The 16,401-nt window shown below is 64.6% G+C and carries 13 protein-coding genes; 6 read left to right on the forward strand and 7 right to left on the reverse strand.

Annotation, left to right across the window (positions count from 1 at the left end; genetic code table 11):
• The first annotated feature begins 79 nt into the window (after nucleotides 1–79).
• On the forward strand, nucleotides 80–2,227 hold the full coding sequence (locus ACR9Y2_RS13090) for a hypothetical protein (RefSeq protein WP_435041759.1): 2,148 nt from the start codon (nucleotides 80–82) through the stop codon (nucleotides 2,225–2,227).
• Nucleotides 2,228–2,551: 324 nt separating this feature from the next.
• On the opposite strand, the gene ACR9Y2_RS13095 is transcribed toward ACR9Y2_RS13090, so the two are convergent.
• On the reverse strand, nucleotides 2,552–4,135 hold the full coding sequence (locus tag ACR9Y2_RS13095; RefSeq protein WP_435041760.1) for a Gfo/Idh/MocA family oxidoreductase: 1,584 nt from the start codon (nucleotides 4,133–4,135) through the stop codon (nucleotides 2,552–2,554).
• Nucleotides 4,136–4,356: 221 nt separating this feature from the next.
• Complete coding sequence (locus ACR9Y2_RS13100; protein WP_435041761.1) at nucleotides 4,357–6,624, reverse strand: GH92 family glycosyl hydrolase; 2,268 nt, start codon at nucleotides 6,622–6,624, stop codon at nucleotides 4,357–4,359.
• 125 nt (nucleotides 6,625–6,749) lie between these two features.
• Between ACR9Y2_RS13100 and ACR9Y2_RS13105 the strand changes: the two genes are divergently transcribed.
• A complete protein-coding gene (locus tag ACR9Y2_RS13105) occupies nucleotides 6,750–8,369 on the forward strand; it encodes a DUF5597 domain-containing protein (protein WP_435041762.1) in 1,620 nt (539 codons plus the stop codon).
• 3 nt (nucleotides 8,370–8,372) lie between these two features.
• Here ACR9Y2_RS13105 and ACR9Y2_RS13110 read toward each other — a convergent pair whose 3' ends face one another.
• Nucleotides 8,373–9,305, reverse strand: a complete 933-nt coding sequence (locus ACR9Y2_RS13110; RefSeq protein ID WP_435041764.1) for an ankyrin repeat domain-containing protein — start codon at nucleotides 9,303–9,305, stop codon at nucleotides 8,373–8,375.
• Between the two features lie 7 nt (nucleotides 9,306–9,312).
• Nucleotides 9,313–9,627: a hypothetical protein gene (locus ACR9Y2_RS13115; RefSeq protein ID WP_435041765.1), complete on the reverse strand. Its 315-nt coding sequence runs from the start codon at nucleotides 9,625–9,627 to the stop codon at nucleotides 9,313–9,315.
• 26 nt (nucleotides 9,628–9,653) lie between these two features.
• Between ACR9Y2_RS13115 and ACR9Y2_RS13120 the strand changes: the two genes are divergently transcribed.
• Genes ACR9Y2_RS13120 through ACR9Y2_RS13130 form a run of 3 tightly spaced genes read left to right on the forward strand, consistent with a single transcriptional unit; the run spans nucleotide 9,654 to nucleotide 12,108 of the window.
• Nucleotides 9,654–10,277, forward strand: a complete 624-nt coding sequence (locus tag ACR9Y2_RS13120) for a class I SAM-dependent methyltransferase (protein ID WP_435041766.1) — start codon at nucleotides 9,654–9,656, stop codon at nucleotides 10,275–10,277.
• Nucleotides 10,274–10,969 (forward strand): RNA ligase family protein, encoded by a 696-nt coding sequence (locus ACR9Y2_RS13125; RefSeq protein ID WP_435041767.1) that lies wholly within the window; start codon nucleotides 10,274–10,276, stop codon nucleotides 10,967–10,969. The genes ACR9Y2_RS13120 and ACR9Y2_RS13125 overlap by 4 nt, the downstream gene beginning before the upstream one ends.
• Nucleotides 10,966–12,108 (forward strand): AAA family ATPase, encoded by a 1,143-nt coding sequence (locus ACR9Y2_RS13130; RefSeq protein WP_435041768.1) that lies wholly within the window; start codon nucleotides 10,966–10,968, stop codon nucleotides 12,106–12,108. The genes ACR9Y2_RS13125 and ACR9Y2_RS13130 overlap by 4 nt, the downstream gene beginning before the upstream one ends.
• Here the strand turns inward: ACR9Y2_RS13130 and ACR9Y2_RS13135 are convergent.
• The 3 genes from ACR9Y2_RS13135 to ACR9Y2_RS13145 are packed head-to-tail and all read right to left on the reverse strand — an operon-like array spanning nucleotide 12,105 to nucleotide 15,380.
• Complete coding sequence (locus ACR9Y2_RS13135; protein WP_435041769.1) at nucleotides 12,105–13,046, reverse strand: dihydrodipicolinate synthase family protein; 942 nt, start codon at nucleotides 13,044–13,046, stop codon at nucleotides 12,105–12,107. The genes ACR9Y2_RS13130 and ACR9Y2_RS13135 overlap by 4 nt on opposite strands.
• Before the next feature lie 4 nt (nucleotides 13,047–13,050).
• Nucleotides 13,051–14,274, reverse strand: coding sequence for a mandelate racemase/muconate lactonizing enzyme family protein (locus tag ACR9Y2_RS13140; RefSeq protein ID WP_435041770.1), 1,224 nt, complete (start codon nucleotides 14,272–14,274; stop codon nucleotides 13,051–13,053).
• Nucleotides 14,275–14,282: 8 nt separating this feature from the next.
• Complete coding sequence (locus ACR9Y2_RS13145; protein WP_435041771.1) at nucleotides 14,283–15,380, reverse strand: PKD domain-containing protein; 1,098 nt, start codon at nucleotides 15,378–15,380, stop codon at nucleotides 14,283–14,285.
• Nucleotides 15,381–15,456: 76 nt separating this feature from the next.
• Here ACR9Y2_RS13145 and ACR9Y2_RS13150 point away from each other — a divergent pair, with 76 nt between their 5' ends.
• A complete protein-coding gene (locus tag ACR9Y2_RS13150) occupies nucleotides 15,457–16,395 on the forward strand; it encodes an ornithine cyclodeaminase family protein (protein ID WP_435041773.1) in 939 nt (312 codons plus the stop codon).
• The last annotated feature ends 6 nt before the right edge of the window (nucleotides 16,396–16,401 follow it).

A 16,401-nucleotide genomic window follows, 5' to 3' on the forward strand; every position in this document is an offset into this window, starting at 1 on the left:
TCCCGCCGTTCTACCTTCGTTAACACGACAGAAACGAAAAGATTTAGCTCGCGTCCGTGATATCCTGAGCCCTTACCGTGTGAACCCCGAGCCTGACCTCGCACCTCAAATCCTGGATGAGCTGGACCGCGTACTGCGCAGTCCGGAGTTTGCCAGCGCGGGCAAGGTCGGCCCCTTCCTCCGCTTCGCAGTCGAACGCACCCTCGCCGGCGACCGCGAAGCCCTCAAGGAATCGGTGATCGGCTCCCACGTCTTCGGCCGCGCGCCCGGCTACGACCCCAAAGTGGATCCCATCGTCCGCACCGAGGCCCGCCGCCTTCGTGCCCGGCTCGACGAATACGCAGCCCGCGTTCAGCCCTCTGTTCGCATCACCCTGCCGAAGGGCGGGTATGTCACCGCCTTCGAAATCCGCCCCGTCGCACCGCCCGCTCCCGCCGTCCCGGTCCCGGAGCCCCCCTCGCCGCCTGCGTCCAATCCCGCCTGGCGCCACCCAGTCACCGCCCTGGCCGCCGCCGCCGTTTTGGCCCTGGCCGCGCTCGCCTTCTATTACGTCCCCAAGACCGGAACCCGTTCGCCCCTCCCGGTTCTCACCACCATCACCAGCTATCCCGGCTTCCAGTTCCACCCCAGCCTCTCGCCCGACGGCAACCAGGTCGCCTTCATCTGGACCGGCGAGAACGGCGGCCCCGCCAACCTCTTCGTCGCTCCTCTCAATGGCGGGGAACCGCGGCGCCTCACCACCGGCGGACGCGGCGAAGCCTCCCCCGTCTGGTCGCCCGATGGCAGTCGCATCGCCTTCGTTCGGCGCGGCAAAGGTCTCATCATCATACCGGCGGGGGGTGGAGAAGAGCGCATCCTGGTCGATTCCGCCTACGCCTCGCAACTCGACTGGTCGCCCGACGGCCGCTCTCTCGCCTTTGCCGACTTTCCGCCCGGCTCTGACCAGCCGGCCCTCTTTCTCGCCGATTCGCTCACCGGCACCCGCCGCCTCCTGCCCAATACCAGCCGCGGCCTCTACCCCGCCTTCTCGCCCGATGCGGCCCTTCTCGCCTTCGCCCGCTGCGACATCGGCAATTGCGAACTCTACGTCATGCCGGCGACCGGCGGCGAACCGCGCCAGGTCACCCGCCAGCGCAGCACCATCCTCGGAGTCACCTGGAATCCAGCCGGCCAGGAGATCGTCTTCGCTTCCCGCCGCCTCGGCGCCTCCACCCTCTGGCGCGTCCCGGCCACCGGTTCCGGCACCCCCGAACTCATGCCCTCCGCCGGTGAAGAAGCTCGCTACCCCCGCTTCGGCGCCAAACGCTCCGCCAGTCCCCGGCTCGTCTATGAGCAGGGTATTTCCGACAGCAACATCTGGCGCCAATCGCTGGAACTGGGCAAGGATGGCCCGCTCAAGTTCACCGGTGAGCCGCACCGCCTCATTGCGTCCACCCGCGTCGACAGCAGTCCGCAGGTCTCCCCCGATGGCCGCCACATCGCCTTCATCTCCACCCGCTCCGGTTTCGAGGAACTCTGGACGGTGGACATCAACGGCGGTCATGCCGTGCAGGTCACACAGATGCGCGCCCAGGCCATGGGTTCACCCCGCTGGTCGCCCGACAGCAGTCGCCTGTCGTTCGACGCCGTCAGCCCGGAAGGCCGCTCCCTCTACATAGTTGATGCGGCCGGCGGGCATCCCCGCCAGTGGACCGCCCCCAACGTCGCCGGCCGCAGCAGTTGGTCGCATGACGGCCGCTGGCTCTACCTCGCCCAGTTCGACTCAAAGCACGTCGCTCAACTGGAACGCATCTCCACTACGGACCAGGCCCAGCGCTCCATCCTCACCTCCGACGGCGGCTTTGAATCCTTTGAGTCCGAAGATGCTTCCACCCTCTTCTACATCCGCGACCGCGAACTCCGTCGCATGCCCAGGGACGGAGGCCCTTCCACGGCAGTCCTCCCAGGTACGCTCATAGCTCACGGCTGGTGGGGCCTGGCGCCGGGAGGAATCGCCTATGTGGATCTGTGGGACCCGGCGCTCTACTCCGTCCCGCCAGTATCAAAGGGGAAGAAGAAGGTCACCTATCTGGACCTGAAGACCGGTCAGCGCCGCCAGTTGGGCACGATAGCCGGAGACCTGATAGGAGTCTTCCCCGACTTCTGCATCGCCCCCGGTGGCAGGCAAATCTACTATTCAGTTCTGGAAGTCTCCGTCTCCCAAATCCGCCTGATCGAAGGTTTCTAGCCGCCAAACCGCGCCGCAAACGGAGCCGCGACCGTCAGGGAGCGGAGGAATCCGCAAAGATCCCCAGCCACCCAAACTGAGCCGCAACCCTCAGGGAGTCTTCATGCCCCTCCGGGCCGCCAAACCAGACGAAGCCGCCCACCCGTCCGCAGTCCCGTCAGCCGCGTGCTCCCCTCCCCGTAGCCCCGAAACCAGCGACGCTCCCTCCGCAGCCGGAGAGCGTGCCGTTCGTCCATGCGCCGAAAAAAACAAAGGGGGCACGATCTCAATGATCGACGCCCCCCATTTCAGACGATATGGAACTCAGTCCAGCCAGTGCTGAACCTACACCTTCAAATCCCATCCCTTCCGCAGGAACGGCTGCAGATACTTGTTCCCTTCAGGGCTGTTCGTGAACCGGCCCTTCTCGCCGTCATAATTCAGCTTGCCCGGCACCCGCAGCGCGATCGCACCCAGCGCCAGCCACTCAATGTACTTCGCCGCCACCGGGAACTGCGACACACCCGGAGCGCCGCCTTTACAGGCGCGGATCCAATCCTGCTGGTGGTTGATGCCCCGCTGCAGCATCTGCGGCGGCAGTTTGTACTCCGCCCAACGCGACGCCGGCAACAGCCACACTCCCTCGCCGCGCGTCGTCGTCGCCATGTAGCCCTTCGACCCCACGAATACCGCTCCATTGCCCGGAGCCCGCATCTTCGCATCCGCCCCCTGCGGGCCGCCCGGCCCTCCAGGTCCGCCCGGTCCACCAGGTCCACCCGGTCGCGGACCCATGCCCGGCGGCCGCGGTCCACCCGGAGCAAACACACCCGGAGCCGGCTTCCCATCGATGCCCAACCGGTCGCCCACCATCATCGTCCCGTCGCCCGTACTCAGGAAGGGCCGCCCCTTCTCCGCCAGGTTGTTCATGGACGGGAACAGCCGTTCACCTTCGGCCATGCCGGCCGGATTCTCGAAATCGCCGCGCATGTTCTGGTATGCGTGGACAGTCACTGGTGGCATATTCGCCCGGGCAGGGAACTCAAACACCAGGTGCGCCCGCAGCGGCCACAGCCACTCACTCTTGCCCTCGACAAAGACACACTCCACGCTCGTTGGCGAAGCCTTGTCCAACTGCAGCGCCAGGTGCGCCGGTCCCAGGTTGTGCACCAGCCAGTCGCCCAGCGAGCCGCCGGTCGAGAAGTCCTGGAAAGCCCGCCACTGATTCGTCATCAGCGGATTGAAGTCGCGCGGCTTGGCCGGACCGAGCCACAGATCCCAATCGAGCGTCTCGGGGATCTCCGTCTTTTCCGGGCCCGTCTCAGGAATCTTCGGCTGCCCGCCATAAATGCCGCCCGTCCAGGCGTGCAGTTCCTTCACCTCGCCGATATCGCCGGACCAGAGAATCTCGCACGCGGTCTTCGTCGCCTCGTGGTTGAACCCCTGGTTCCCCATCTGCGTCGCCACTTTGTACTTCGCGGCCGCTTCCACCAGTAGGCGGGTCTCGTGCACCGTGCGCGTCAGCGGCTTCTCGCAGTACACATGCTTGCCGCTCTGCATTGCGGCCAGCGCGATGGGCGTATGCATGTGGTCCGGAGTGGCCACCATCACCGCGTCCACCGTCTTTTCCGTCTCCAGCAGTTTGCGGTAGTCCTTATACTTCGTCGCCTTCTCGTAGGTGGTGAAAGCCTTCCCGGCCCTCTTCTCATCGACGTCGCACAACGCGACAACATTCTCCGTCGGCGTCACGCCCAACAGGATCTCCGGACCCCTGATGCCCACGCCGATGGCGGCGATGTTCAACTTCTCGTTCGGAGATTTGTAGCCGGCGGCCCGAAGCGAAGCGACGCTTCCAAATCCGCCCGTCGGAATCGCGCCGGCCAGTAGAGAACCATAGAAAAAATAGCGTCTCGAAAATCCGCCGTCTGCCATCGTGGCCTCCTAGTCAATAGAAAATGCGGCTGCTGGGCCCTGACAGTTGTACCTGTCAGGAGGGTGCACCCGCCCGGCATCTCCTGACGCTGATAGGCGCGGCACTCATCCGCTCATTCCTGGTCGTTGATTCTATTGCGATTGCGCGCCGGGAGCAAGCCGCCGTGTCAGTCGGAGATATCCGCCTCACACGGCCGGCATGCACTCAACGGTCCCGGGTCCTACTTCGTCATCGACGGCGGAGCCGCCTCCACCGCCGCCGCAAACTGCATGTTCGGCTCGGCCCCCATGCGGAACACAATCTTCCCGCCATTCGCAATGGCCGAATGCGGGAACCACGCCTTCTCATACGGCTTGCCGTTCAACGTCACCGACTGGATGTACTTGTCCTCCGCTGACTTTCTCACCGCCTCCATCACCAGCTTCCGGCCTTCGCCCATTTCGATGGTTGCGCGGTCGAACAGCGGAGTCCCGAACACATAGTTCCCACTCGCCGGATCCACCGCATAGAAACCCAGCGCGCTGATCACATACCACGCCGACATCTGCCCGCAGTCTTCATTGCCCGACACGCCATCGTCCGGCGTGTTGCCGTAGAGATGGTCCAGCAGATACCGCACGCGCTCCTGCGTCTTGTAGGGCGCTCCGCCATAGGCATAAAGGTATGCAATGTGATGGCTCGGCTCGTTCCCGTGCGCATACTGCCCCACCAGGCCCGTCATGTCCGCCACCTGCTCGCCCACCGTCTCCGTCGTCTGTGTGAACAGCGCGTCCAGCTTGTCGATGAAGGCCTGCCGCCCGCCCAACAGGTTGATGTAGCCCTTCGGATCCTGCTGCGCGCCCCACGTCGCCTGCCACGAGTTCGCCTCTGTGAAGTCCCGCCACTTCTTCGAAACACCGGTCGTCTTGGGGTCGAACGGACCCGCCCATTCGCCATTCTCCAGACGTGGCCGCACAAAACCCGTCGACTTGTCCCAAAGGTTTCGGTAGTTCGCTGCCTGGCCCAGCAACTTCTCGTAGTCGCCCATCTTGCCGAGCTCTCGCGCAATTTGAGCCACCGCCCACGCGTCGTAGCTGTACTCCAGCGTCTTTGTGGCCGATTCCTCTTCCTTATCGCTCGGGATGTAACCCAGCTTCCGGTAGTACCCCAACCCGCGGTAATCGTCGACCATCGCCCTCTGGTACAGCTTCGTGTAAGCCCGTTCGTAATCGACGCCCTTGATGCCCTTCATCATGGCTTCCGCAATCACCGGCGCCGAATGGTAGCCCGTCATGCAGAACGTCTCCCGCCCCTGCAGCGGCCAGATCGGCACGCCCTCCGGGCTTTCCTCGCCCTGCCGGATCAGGCAGTTCATCAGCCCGGGCAGCCGGTCCTGCTGCATCAGCGTATACAGCGGATGCAAGGCCCGGTACGTATCCCACAACGAGAATGTGCTGTAGTTGTGCTCTCCTGCCTTCAGCGTGTGGACCGCATTGTCCATGCCGCGGTACTGCCCGTCGACATCGTCAAACAACGTCGGCGCCAGCATCGTGTGGTACAGCGCCGTGTAGAAGATCTGCTCCTTCTTCTCGTCCTTGGTTTCGATGGCTGCCCGCGAGAGCTCCTTCTTCCAGCTCTCCCGCGCCTTGGCCGCCACCTTCGCGAAATCCCAGTCCGGGATCTCCGTCTCCAGGTTCTTCAGTGCGCCTTCGACGCTCACCGCCGAAAGCCCCACCTTCACCTCGATCACTTCGCCCGCCGACGTTTTGAAGTGCACCAGCCCTTTGACGTTGCGCCCCTTGACTTCGCGCAGCGCGGCATCCAGCGTCTTGCCGTCGGCGATGATCTCGGACTTTCCGAAAGGCTTCGAGAACTTCATCGCGAAGTAGATATACCGGCCCTTGGCCCACGCATTCACGCGCCGCCCGCCCGTCACCGTCGAATCACCCACGAACCTCAGTTCCGCCTCGGTGACCCTCTGCGGACCGCCGTTGGCGTGCGACAGATCCACAATGAAATGGCTCGAATCGCTGGCCGGGAACGTATACTTGTGAAACCCCGCGCGCTCAGTCGCGGTCAACTCCGCCTTGATGTTGTAATCCTTCAGCAGCACCGAATAGTAGCCGGGTACCGCCGTCTCGTCCTGGTGCGAGAAGCGCGACCGGTAGCCCTGCTCCGGATTCTCCCGCGTGCCCGGCTCAGTCTTGGCCGGGCCAGTACCCGGCATCACCAGCACGTCCAGCAGGTCTCCGACTCCCGTACCGCTCAGGTGCGTGTGGCTGAATCCCATAATCGACGCATCCGAGTAGTGATAGCCCGAGCACCAGTCCCAGCCGCTGTTGAACGTGTCGGGACTCAGTTGCACCATCCCGTGCGGCAGCGTCGCCCCGGGATAAGTATGGCCGTGCCCGCCCGTGCCGATAAAGACGTTGACGTGGCGTGTGGGATCTCCCGCGGCGAAGAGTGAGACAGACGTAAGCAGTAAAACCGGTAGGAAACGATGAAACATAACTGCGTAAAACCTCACTTTGAGTGTATGCCCCTGCCACCCGCCATACTCCAGGGTCCCTTCCGCGCCGCAATCGCTGTAGAATAGCCCTCGGCCATCCCTGGCCGCGACGAGAGGATCTTTGTATGTCCCGACTGCTGAAGCCCGCCCTGCTGGCGGCCGCCCTGATCTGTTGCGCCGTTGCCGCGCCCATGCCGCAAATCGTCAAACAGGGGCGCAAGTTCACGCTCCTGGTCGATGGCAAGCCGTATATCGTTCTAGGCGGCCAGGTGAACAACTCCACCGGTTGGCCGTCGCGCATGCAGGAGATCTGGCCCGTCTACAAGGCGCTCCACGCCAACACGGCCGAGATCCCGGTCTATTGGGAAATCGTGGAACCCAAGCCCGGCGAGTTTCACTTCGAGGCCATCGATCAGATCATCCGCGACGCCCGCGCCCAGAACATGCGCCTCATCCTGCTCTGGTTCGCCACCTGGAAGAACGGCGTCATGGACTACGCGCCCGGGTGGGTGAAGGCAGACACGGTGAAGTACCCCCGGATGATCGACTCCGGCGGCAAGCCCGTGCGGGTCCTCTCCCCTCACAGCGAAGCCACCATGCATGCCGACCGCACCGCCTTCGCCGCCTTCATGCGCCACTTGAAGGAAGTCGACGGAGACGCCCACACCGTCATCATGGTGCAGGTGGAGAATGAACCCGGCTCCCTGTTTACCGATCGTGATCACTCACCCGCCTCCAACAAGCTCCTCGAAGGACCAGTGCCCGCCGCGCTCACCACCGCCCTCAAACGGCCCGCCGGCACGTGGGCCCAGGTCTTCGGCGCGGAGGCTGACGAAGCCTTCGCCGCCTGGCATGTTGCGAAGTATGTGAATGAAGTCGCCGCGGGCGGCCGGAAGGAGTACGGACTCCCTCTCTACGTCAATGTCTGGCTGCGCGAGCGCAAGAACTTCATGCGGCCCGGCGAGGCGTACCCCAGTGGCGGAGCCACCTCCAACGTCCTCGATATCTGGAAGGCGGCCACCCCCGCTGTCGACGTCATTGCTCCGGATATCTATGTGATGGACTATGCCGGCTACCGCGCTGTCTGCGAGAGCTACGGCCGGCCTGACAATGCGCTGCTCATCCCCGAAACAGGCGGCTTCGGAGCCTTTGCCCGCTACATGTTCTACGCCCTCGCCGACTACGACGCCCTGGGCTTCGCCCCCTTCGGCATCGATCGCATCGGTGCGGCCACCGTCCCGGATGGCGTGCCCGGAGTCAGCCCCGGCACCAGCCTCGCCGATCTCGTCCGCCCCATGATGGACAACTACCGCCTGCTGGGGCCCGCGCTCGACCAGATCGCCGCCTGGCAGGGCACCGGCAAACTCCATTCGGCCGTGGAGGAAGACCAGATCACAGAACGCCTGCTCACCTTCACTGACTACGAAGTCCTCGCCCAGTTCGGCCGTCCCGAAGTCAGCTACGGCGGCACCTTCGCTTCCGGCACGGCCCGCAAGACCGGCCGTTCGATGGTCGCCGAGCTCGCTCCGGACGAGTTCGTGATCATCGGCTTCGACACCACGGTTCGCTTCGAGCCGCGCCGCGGCTCCAAGCTCAAGAGTGCCCAATTCCTGTGGGTGGAAGAAGGCCGGTTCGAGAACGGCGAATGGAAGGCCGCCCGCCGGCTCAACGGCGATGAGACGTTCTTCCGCCTCACGCTCCCTGCCCAGGGGGCGATCCTACGAGCGAAGCTGATGTCCTACTGACCCTCAGTGCGCACGGACGAAAGCGATGACTTCCGCCAGGCCAGGCTCATCGCCGTAGACACGCAGATGCGAGTCCAGCATGTCCTTGTAGCCCATTCCATCGGGCGTGCGGTACTGTTTCCAGTCGGCGCCACGCTCCAATAACAGCAGCGCCGCCTTCCAGTTGGAACAGGTGGAGGCCGCGAACACCGCGCTGTTTCCCTGCGAGTCGCGCGCCTGGAGGTCCGCGCCGTGCTCCAGCACCGTCTTCAGGATCTCAATGGGGATCGTCCGGCCCGCCGCCGAGAAGAACACCGGCGTGCCGAAGGAGTTCTTTGCATTGGGCTTGGCGCCCGCTGCCAGCAGCATCGTCACCGGCTCAGGCCCCGTCTCCGAGCTGAGTTGAATCGCCAGGCTCAACGGCAGTTCGCCGCCTGAGCCGATGTTCGGATCGGCGCCGGCCTTCATCAGCGCGCGCAGCACCTCCAGGCGATCCGGAGTGACCCGCAGTTGGCGGAAGGCCAGCATCAGCAGCGTGATATCGGAGAAGCCTCGGCTGTTGATATCGACCTTCGGCGCCAGGGCGGCCACAGTCGCGGCATCATTCTGAGATATGGCCGTCGCCATGTCACGGGTAGGGCCGGACCGGAAGAAGGTCATGTTGCCCTTGGAGTCGCTGTTCAACCGCACCTCGGCCTCGGTGTAGCCCTTCAGCAGCACCAGGATCAGGACGGGAGACATCGCCAGCAGGAACCCGGTCCCGCGCAGCAAGCGCGACGAAGTCCCGTGAAACAGGAAGATCGAGAGGCCCAGAACCAGGCCGGGCACCACGAGCATGAAGCCCGCAACGCTCAGCGCGTTGGTCTTCGAGCTGGTGGCCGCAGCCAGGCCGAGCAGGAACATGAGGAAGATCCCGGCGAGGTCGCAGAGAACGATAATCCAAAACAGAAGCTTCATAGGTGCATCACCGCCACAGGGTCATTGCCACTCGGTAAATCGACCCCTGGTGTTCCGGGTCGGCCTGAATCACCGCATGAACGCTGGCCGGAACGAGTGCGGCGCCGTGGACATCCCGCAGTTCGAAGTCGCGCTCGCCCGGAACGATCTCGTAGCCAAACCACGCCCGCAGCAGCGGCGCCGTCTCCTCACGGTGGTCGGAACACAGCCGCAGAAAGTCGTAGTAGCTGATCTCGTAGCCGGTTTTCAAAGTGGAAGCCCCAGGGGTACTAGCGTTCCAGTATAAGCCCTCGCCGCCCGAGCGCAAGACGCTCGATCTCACGGCGCCGTTTATCCTGGAACTATTGTATGGAGCGTTACTATCACGATCTGGCCACCGCCTTTGTACGCGGCCGCGTCCGGGACCAGTTCGCCACGATTGAGGATGGGCTTCAGGCCGGATTGCGCCTGCACAAGTTCAAGGTCGGACCCCCGTTGCCTCGCATTCAAAAGGTTCTCGGCATCCTGAGAAGCCTCGCTCCGGTTGATCTGCTGGACGTTGGCAGCGGGCGCGGCGCCTTTCTCTGGCCGCTGCTGGCGGTGTTTCCCGGCCTGTCGGTCACGGCCATCGATTTCAACGAGCAGCGGGCCTCCGACCTCGGCGCTGTCCGTCGCGGCGGCTGCACCCGCCTCACGCCTGTGCGCATGGACGCCCAGCGTCTCGGCTTTGCGCCTCGCTCCTTTGACGCTGTCACCATGCTGGAAGTACTGGAACACATGCCGAACCCGCAGGCCGCACTCACCGCAGCGGTGGCAGTGGCGCGCCGCTGTGTGATCCTCAGCGTCCCTTCGGTGCCCGACGACAACCCGGAGCACCTCCACCTGTTCACTCCGGACCAACTCCAGCGCATGGCCGCCGAGGCCGGAGGCGCCCGCATCACGGTGGAACACGTGCTCAACCACCGCGTCGCCGTCATCCGCGTTGCATCATGAACCAGATCCTCAAATACCCCCGCACACCCCACATCACCGGGTCGAGAATCCAGCCGGGCGACGAGGACCTGCGCCCGGTGGCGCGGGAGACATTGGGCGGGCTCCACATCGTCGTGGAGGAAAAGCTGGATGGCTCCAACTGCGGCGTCAGCTTCGACGCCGAAGGGCGGCTCATTCTCCAGAGCCGCGGCCATGTGCTTTCCGGCGGTCCCCGGGAACGCCAGTTTGATCTGCTGAAGCGGTGGGCCAGCCACCATGTGACAGCGCTGGGCGGCATCCTGGGCCGCCGCTATGTGATGTACGGCGAATGGCTCTACGCGCGCCACACCATCCCCTACGACGAACTGCCGCACTACTTCCTCGAGTTCGACGTGCTCGATCGTGAATCCGGTGCGTTCCTCAGTACAGACCGCCGCCAGGCGCTGCTGCACGCCTCGCCCGTGGTCTCTGTGCCGGTTCTGGCCATGGGGCAGGTGGCGGACTTCGAATCGCTGCTGGGGCCCTCTACCTGTTCGGCCTCCGAGAAGATGGAAGGCCTCTACTTCAAACACGAGGAGCAAGGCCGTGTCGTGGGCCGCTTCAAGTATGTCCGGCCCTCCTTCCTCCAGGCCGTTGTGGACTCCGGCGAGCACTGGTCCGATCGTCCCATCGAGCCCAACCGGCTGCGCCGCGGAGTAGATCTGTTCCCATGAGCCTGCTTCCATGTCCTCACCCCGAACCGCCTGATTGGCAGGTGGACTGGCCCGCCATCACCCGCGAGTTCGACTGGATCCGCCGCATGCAGGGCTGTCCGCAGGACCCTGTACATCACGCCGAAGGCGACGTGTGGACTCATGTAGGCATGGTCTGCCGAGCCATGGCCGGGCTGGACGCGTGGCGAGCCCTTCCTGAATCCAACCGCGCCCTGCTCTTTGCGGCGGCGCTGCTCCACGACGTCTCGAAACCCGAGTGCACACGCCATGAGAATGGCCGCATCACTTCGCGCGGGCACTCTCACCGTGGTGCCGTCCGCGCCCGCGGCATCCTGTGGGAGCACGGGGCAAACCTGCTGCAGCGCGAGGAGGTCGCGGCGCTGATCAGCCATCACCAGGCTCCTTTCTATCTCATCGACCGGCCCGATGCGCAGCGCATGGCTTACCTGATCAGCCAAGCCGTCCACTGCGACCTGCTGGCGCTGCTTGCCACCACCGACGCGCTGGGCCGCCAGTGTGAGGACCAGGTCGGCATTCTCACACGGGTCGAGTTGTTCCGGGAGTTCTGCCTGGAATACCAGTGCCTCAACGGTCCCAGCGCCTTCCCGTCGACGCTCAGCCGTTTTGAGTACTTCCGCCATGAAGGCCGCGATCCCGGCTACCTGGCTCACGACAAGTCGAGTTGCGAGGTCATCCTCATGTCGGGCCTGCCTGGAGCCGGCAAGGATACCTGGGTCGCGACCCACGCTGCCCATCTGCCTTGCATCTCGCTGGACGAACTGAGGCAGCAGATGGGCGCCGCTCCGTCGGGGCATCAGGGCGCTGTGATCCAGGCCGCCAAGGAAGGGGCACGCACCCACCTGAGGCAGCGACAGGGCTTCGTCTGGAACGCCACCAATCTCAGCCGCGACATCCGCACCCAACTGGTCGATCTGTTCACCGCCTATCAGGCCCGGGTCAGGCTGGTCTACGTGGAGGCTCCGCGCGAGAGGTTGCTGAAGCAGAACAGGGAGAGAGCCAAGGCCGTGCCTCTCGCGGCCCTGGAGCACATGCTCGAGCGCTGGGATGTGCCCGGCCCCACCGAGGCGCCCCTTGTCGAGTGGTGGGAGAACACTGGCGCCTGGACCCGCCGCGCCTAGGCCCGCAGGAATGGCTTCGAGAACTCGACTGCCTCGCGCAGCGACTTCATGCCCGCCTCTGTGAGCTTGCCGCCGTCCTGGCGCGTCTTCCAGGTCTGGAAGACACCCCGCAGCACCAGTGGGTACTTCAACCCTTCCAGTCCATAGAGCCCCATGTCCGTCAACACCAGCAAGGTCCGGCCGTGCATCTCCATCGCCTCTTTGTGTTGTCCCGCTTGCCACAGGTCCCAGGTCTGGGCATAGAGGTCGGCGAACGCTGCGGCCGGCATGCTGCCCGAGAAGCCGCGCCGCATCTCCTCGATCAGCGTTCGGCCGTGCGAACCGGAGAACACCTTCAGGCGGCCTTCGCTCCCGGAGAGTAGCTGGCCGATGCGGTCCAGCGGCTGCCCGGCCTCGTCCTTCACATAGCGTAGCGTGGGGATGGTGCGGTACATGTCCAGCAACTGTTCAGGTGTAACCTTGCCTACTGCCTGGGCAAACAGCGGCAATTGTGTGGCGCTGCCCACCTGCTTGTAGTACTCGAGCACCGCCTTTGGATCTTCGGTCTTCGGTGGCAGCGAGATGATCGCGTCAGCGCCCAACCGCTCGGCCCGTTGCGCATAGAGAACAGCGGCCGCCGGATCCGGGCTCTGCACGCCCAGCACTACGGCCAGCTTCAGCTTCCTGCCCGTGGCCGCGATCGCTTCGGCGCCCTCCATGCGCTCGCGGTTGCTGAGTGTATCCCACTCGCTGGCCAGTTGAGGCCACACGGCCCCGTGCGCGCCGCAGCGGTCCAGGAATCGGATCTGCGCCGCCAGCGCTTCAAGGTCCAATGCCCCTTTGTCGTTGAACGGCGACTGCGCGATGGGGAAGATCCCCCGCAACGGCTTCTCTGTCGCTCCCGTGGCGAGGCTTCCGCAGAGCGCCAGGAAGTGCCTCCGTGAGATGCCCGCGTACATGGCGCTACCTCTCTATCGACTTCGTCAGGCGGTCGAGCACCGCACGATCGATCTCATACCCGAGACCCGGCTTCACTGGCGCATCGACATAGCCGTCTTTGGCAATGCGGATCCTGTCCTTGATATACGGCCGGTCGCCGACGCCTTGCGGCACCGTCATCTCGAACCAGACGTTGTTCGGCATGGCCAGTTCACAGTGGAAGTGGACGGCATGGTCGAAGGTCTCGCCCCAGTTGTGCGGCGCGCACTCCATGCCGAAGCACTCCGCCAGGCGCGCGATCTTCATGCCGCCCGTGATGCCGCCGACGTTGTCCGTGATGAAGCGAACCACGTCCATGGCGCCGCGCCGGATGTAGTCGGCGTAGTTGTAGGGCGAGAAGAGGAACTCGCCGATGTGCACAGGGATGTCCAGCGCCTGGCACAACTGCACCAGGCCTTCGATGTCGGTGGTCGGAATGGGATCCTCGAACGCCACGTAGTTGAGCTTCTCCAGCAGGCGGCCGACGATCATCGCCTGCTCGCGGGTGTAGACGCCCACTGGATCCATCAGGAGAATGAAGTCGTCTCCTGCCGCGGCTCGTACGGCCTTGCAGACTTCGAGGTCGAGCTTCAGGTCGGAGCCGCCGTCCGGCATGCTGGGCGGGTGGATCTTATACGCCTTGAACCCGTCGGCCTTGCACTGCCGCACCTCGTTCACGAACTCTTCCACGGTCTTGTGGTGTTGCGAGCTGGCGTAGGCCATCACGCGGTTCCGGTAGGCTCCCAGGATCCGGTAAATGGGTAGCCCCACCGCCTTGCCCAGGATGTCCCACAGACAGGCATCGATCGCCGACGCATAGGACGACTGCCCCAGTCGGCGCTTCGGCGGTTCGTACTGCGAGGTCAGCGCGGGTAGGTCGAGCACGCTCCTGCCGACTAGGGTGCGTTTGGCGAAGTCCAGCCAGCCTTCGTTGCTCCAGTTGGGATGCCAGTAGCGGCGGGCTAGCGTGTAGTTGCCTTCCAGGCCGCTGTTGGTCACGACCGCCGCGATGCGGGCGTAGCCGGCGTTCGTCACCGCCGTGCCCGGTTGTCCCGGATCGACGACGTAGACCTTCACCTCTTTGACGGTGAGATCGGGCAGGTCGCCTGCCTTTACACCGACGGCCTGGGCGGCCGCAGTTCCCGGATTCAACAGGGCGCCCGCGCCCATGGCGAGCATGTTCCGGCGGCGGATGGAGTCTGGATTCATGACGCCTCCTACTTCACCGTCACGTCCCACACCTTGGCCCGGCGGGACTTGCCGGCCGGTCCTTCGACGTACAGGGTTGCGACGTACTGGCCGGCCTTCTCATAGGCGTGGACCGGGTGCTGTTCCGTCGATTCCTTACCGTCGCCGAAGTCCCATTTCCAGGACGTCACCTGGCCTACAGTCCGGTCTGTGAAGGCGATGGTGCGGCGGTCCATGTCCGTTACTACGAAGGACCATTGGGCTTCGAGCCTCCTGCGCAGGCTCGGCTCCAGCGGCATCAGGCGGAAGGCGACCAGGTCGGATGCGTTGCCGTACATCGTCTGCTTGTGGGAGAGGTTCCAGAAGCCGGTGTGCGTCTTGGCGTTGACGTCGTCGTAGTCGAGGATCGACCAGGAGAGGCCGATGATCTTGTTCTCCCAGAGCCTCGATTCGACGGAGCGGTCGGGGCCGTCGCAGCTGGCGTAGTCGAACGGGGTGATCCAGAACTCCAGCGTCAGGCGGCCGGACTCGCCCGGCTTGAAGTTGTACTTGTAGGCCGCGTTCATATAGGGCAGCTCTTTGATCCACGGCTGGCAGCCCCATGCCAGGGCCCAGTCCTTGCCTTCGGCCGGAGTGAAGATGTGATAGTTCTGCGCATGGACGCCGTGCATGGAAAAGTGGGCATCCCAGCGGGGGATGTCTTTGTTGGGGTGCATCTGGGCGATGAGCGGTCCGCCGCTGAGGTCGCCGTCCACCACCACTTCGAAGATGTCGTTGTGGAGGTCGTTGCGGGCGAAGTCCCAGTAGTTGTCGTAGGCCTCATAGAGGAAGTAGAGGCGGTTCATGCCCTTCACCCAGCCGACCTTCACTCGGACATCGAGGTCCTTGCGATCGATGTTCGTGCCGCGGCCGTGGACGGTGTCCATCAACTGGTCTGTGCCGATCATGTAGCTCTCCGGCACCATGGCCCAGTCGTCCGTGTTGCCGTCCACGCGGGGGATCTGGTCCGCCGGGAACTGGAAGATCTGGAAGGTGACGCCAGGACGGGCCAGCGACTGCGGTTGCGCATGCAGCAGCGCGGCCAGCATGGGCAGCAGCAGCAGGCGGAGGGCGAGATGGGGACTCATGACACTCCATCTAATGCGAATGCGCGCTGCTCGGCAAGCCCCTCGTGCTACTTTGAATCCCTGAAGGACTCACCCCATGCGATTCATTGACCGCGAGGAAGTTGCCCGGCGCCTCACTTATCCGCTCTGCATCCCCATTGTTCGGGAGGCGATGATTGCGTTCTCGAGGGGTGAGACCATCCAGCACCTGCGCTCCATTCTTACTCTCTCGCCGGGCCGCCTGTTCGGGATCATGCCCGGGGCGATGGGCGCCGATGCCGCGTTCGGCGCCAAGCTGATCAGCGTCTTCCATGGCAACGCCGCGCTGGGCCGGCAGTCGCACCAGGGTGTCGTAGTGCTGTTCGACCCCGTCACCGGCGCGCCCGTCTGTGTGGTGCATGCCGGCGAGCTGACCGCGATCCGCACGGCTGCCGCTAGTGCCGTTGCGACCGATGCTTTGGCCCGGCCCGATGCCTGCCGGCTCGCCATCCTGGGGACTGGTGAACAGGCCGGGACGCATATCCGAGCCATTGCCGAAGTCCGGATGCTGGAGTCGATCCGCATCTGGGGGCGCTCCCTGGAGCGGGCTACCGCACTGGCGGAACGGACTGAGGCCGCGTGCCCGGTGCTGCCGGCCGCCTCTGTGGAAGAGGCCGTTGCTGACGCGGACATCGTCTGCACCGTCACCTCTTCGGCCGAGCCTATCCTGCTGGGCCGGTGGCTGCGGCCGGGCACTCACGTGAACGTCGTGGGCTCCAGCCATGCGGGTCCAGTGGAGGTCGACAACGACCTGGTGGTGCGGTCGCGGTTCATCGCGGACAGCCGTGAGGGGGTTCTGCAACAGGGCGCCGAGTTCCTGCAAGCGAAGCGGGCCGGCCTGATCGGCGACGAGCACGTGGTGGGCGAGATCGGCCAGGTGCTGGCCGGCACGCTCCCCGGGCGCCAGTCGGCCGACAAGGTCACGGTCTACAAATCGCTTGGCCACGTAGTGCAGGACCTGGCCACGGCCTGGGCGCTGTACACGCAGTCTGAGTAACACCGC

Origin of the sequence: Paludibaculum fermentans (genome assembly GCF_051172195.1) — a bacterium.
Lineage (GTDB): Bacteria > Acidobacteriota > Terriglobia > Bryobacterales > Bryobacteraceae > Paludibaculum > Paludibaculum fermentans_A.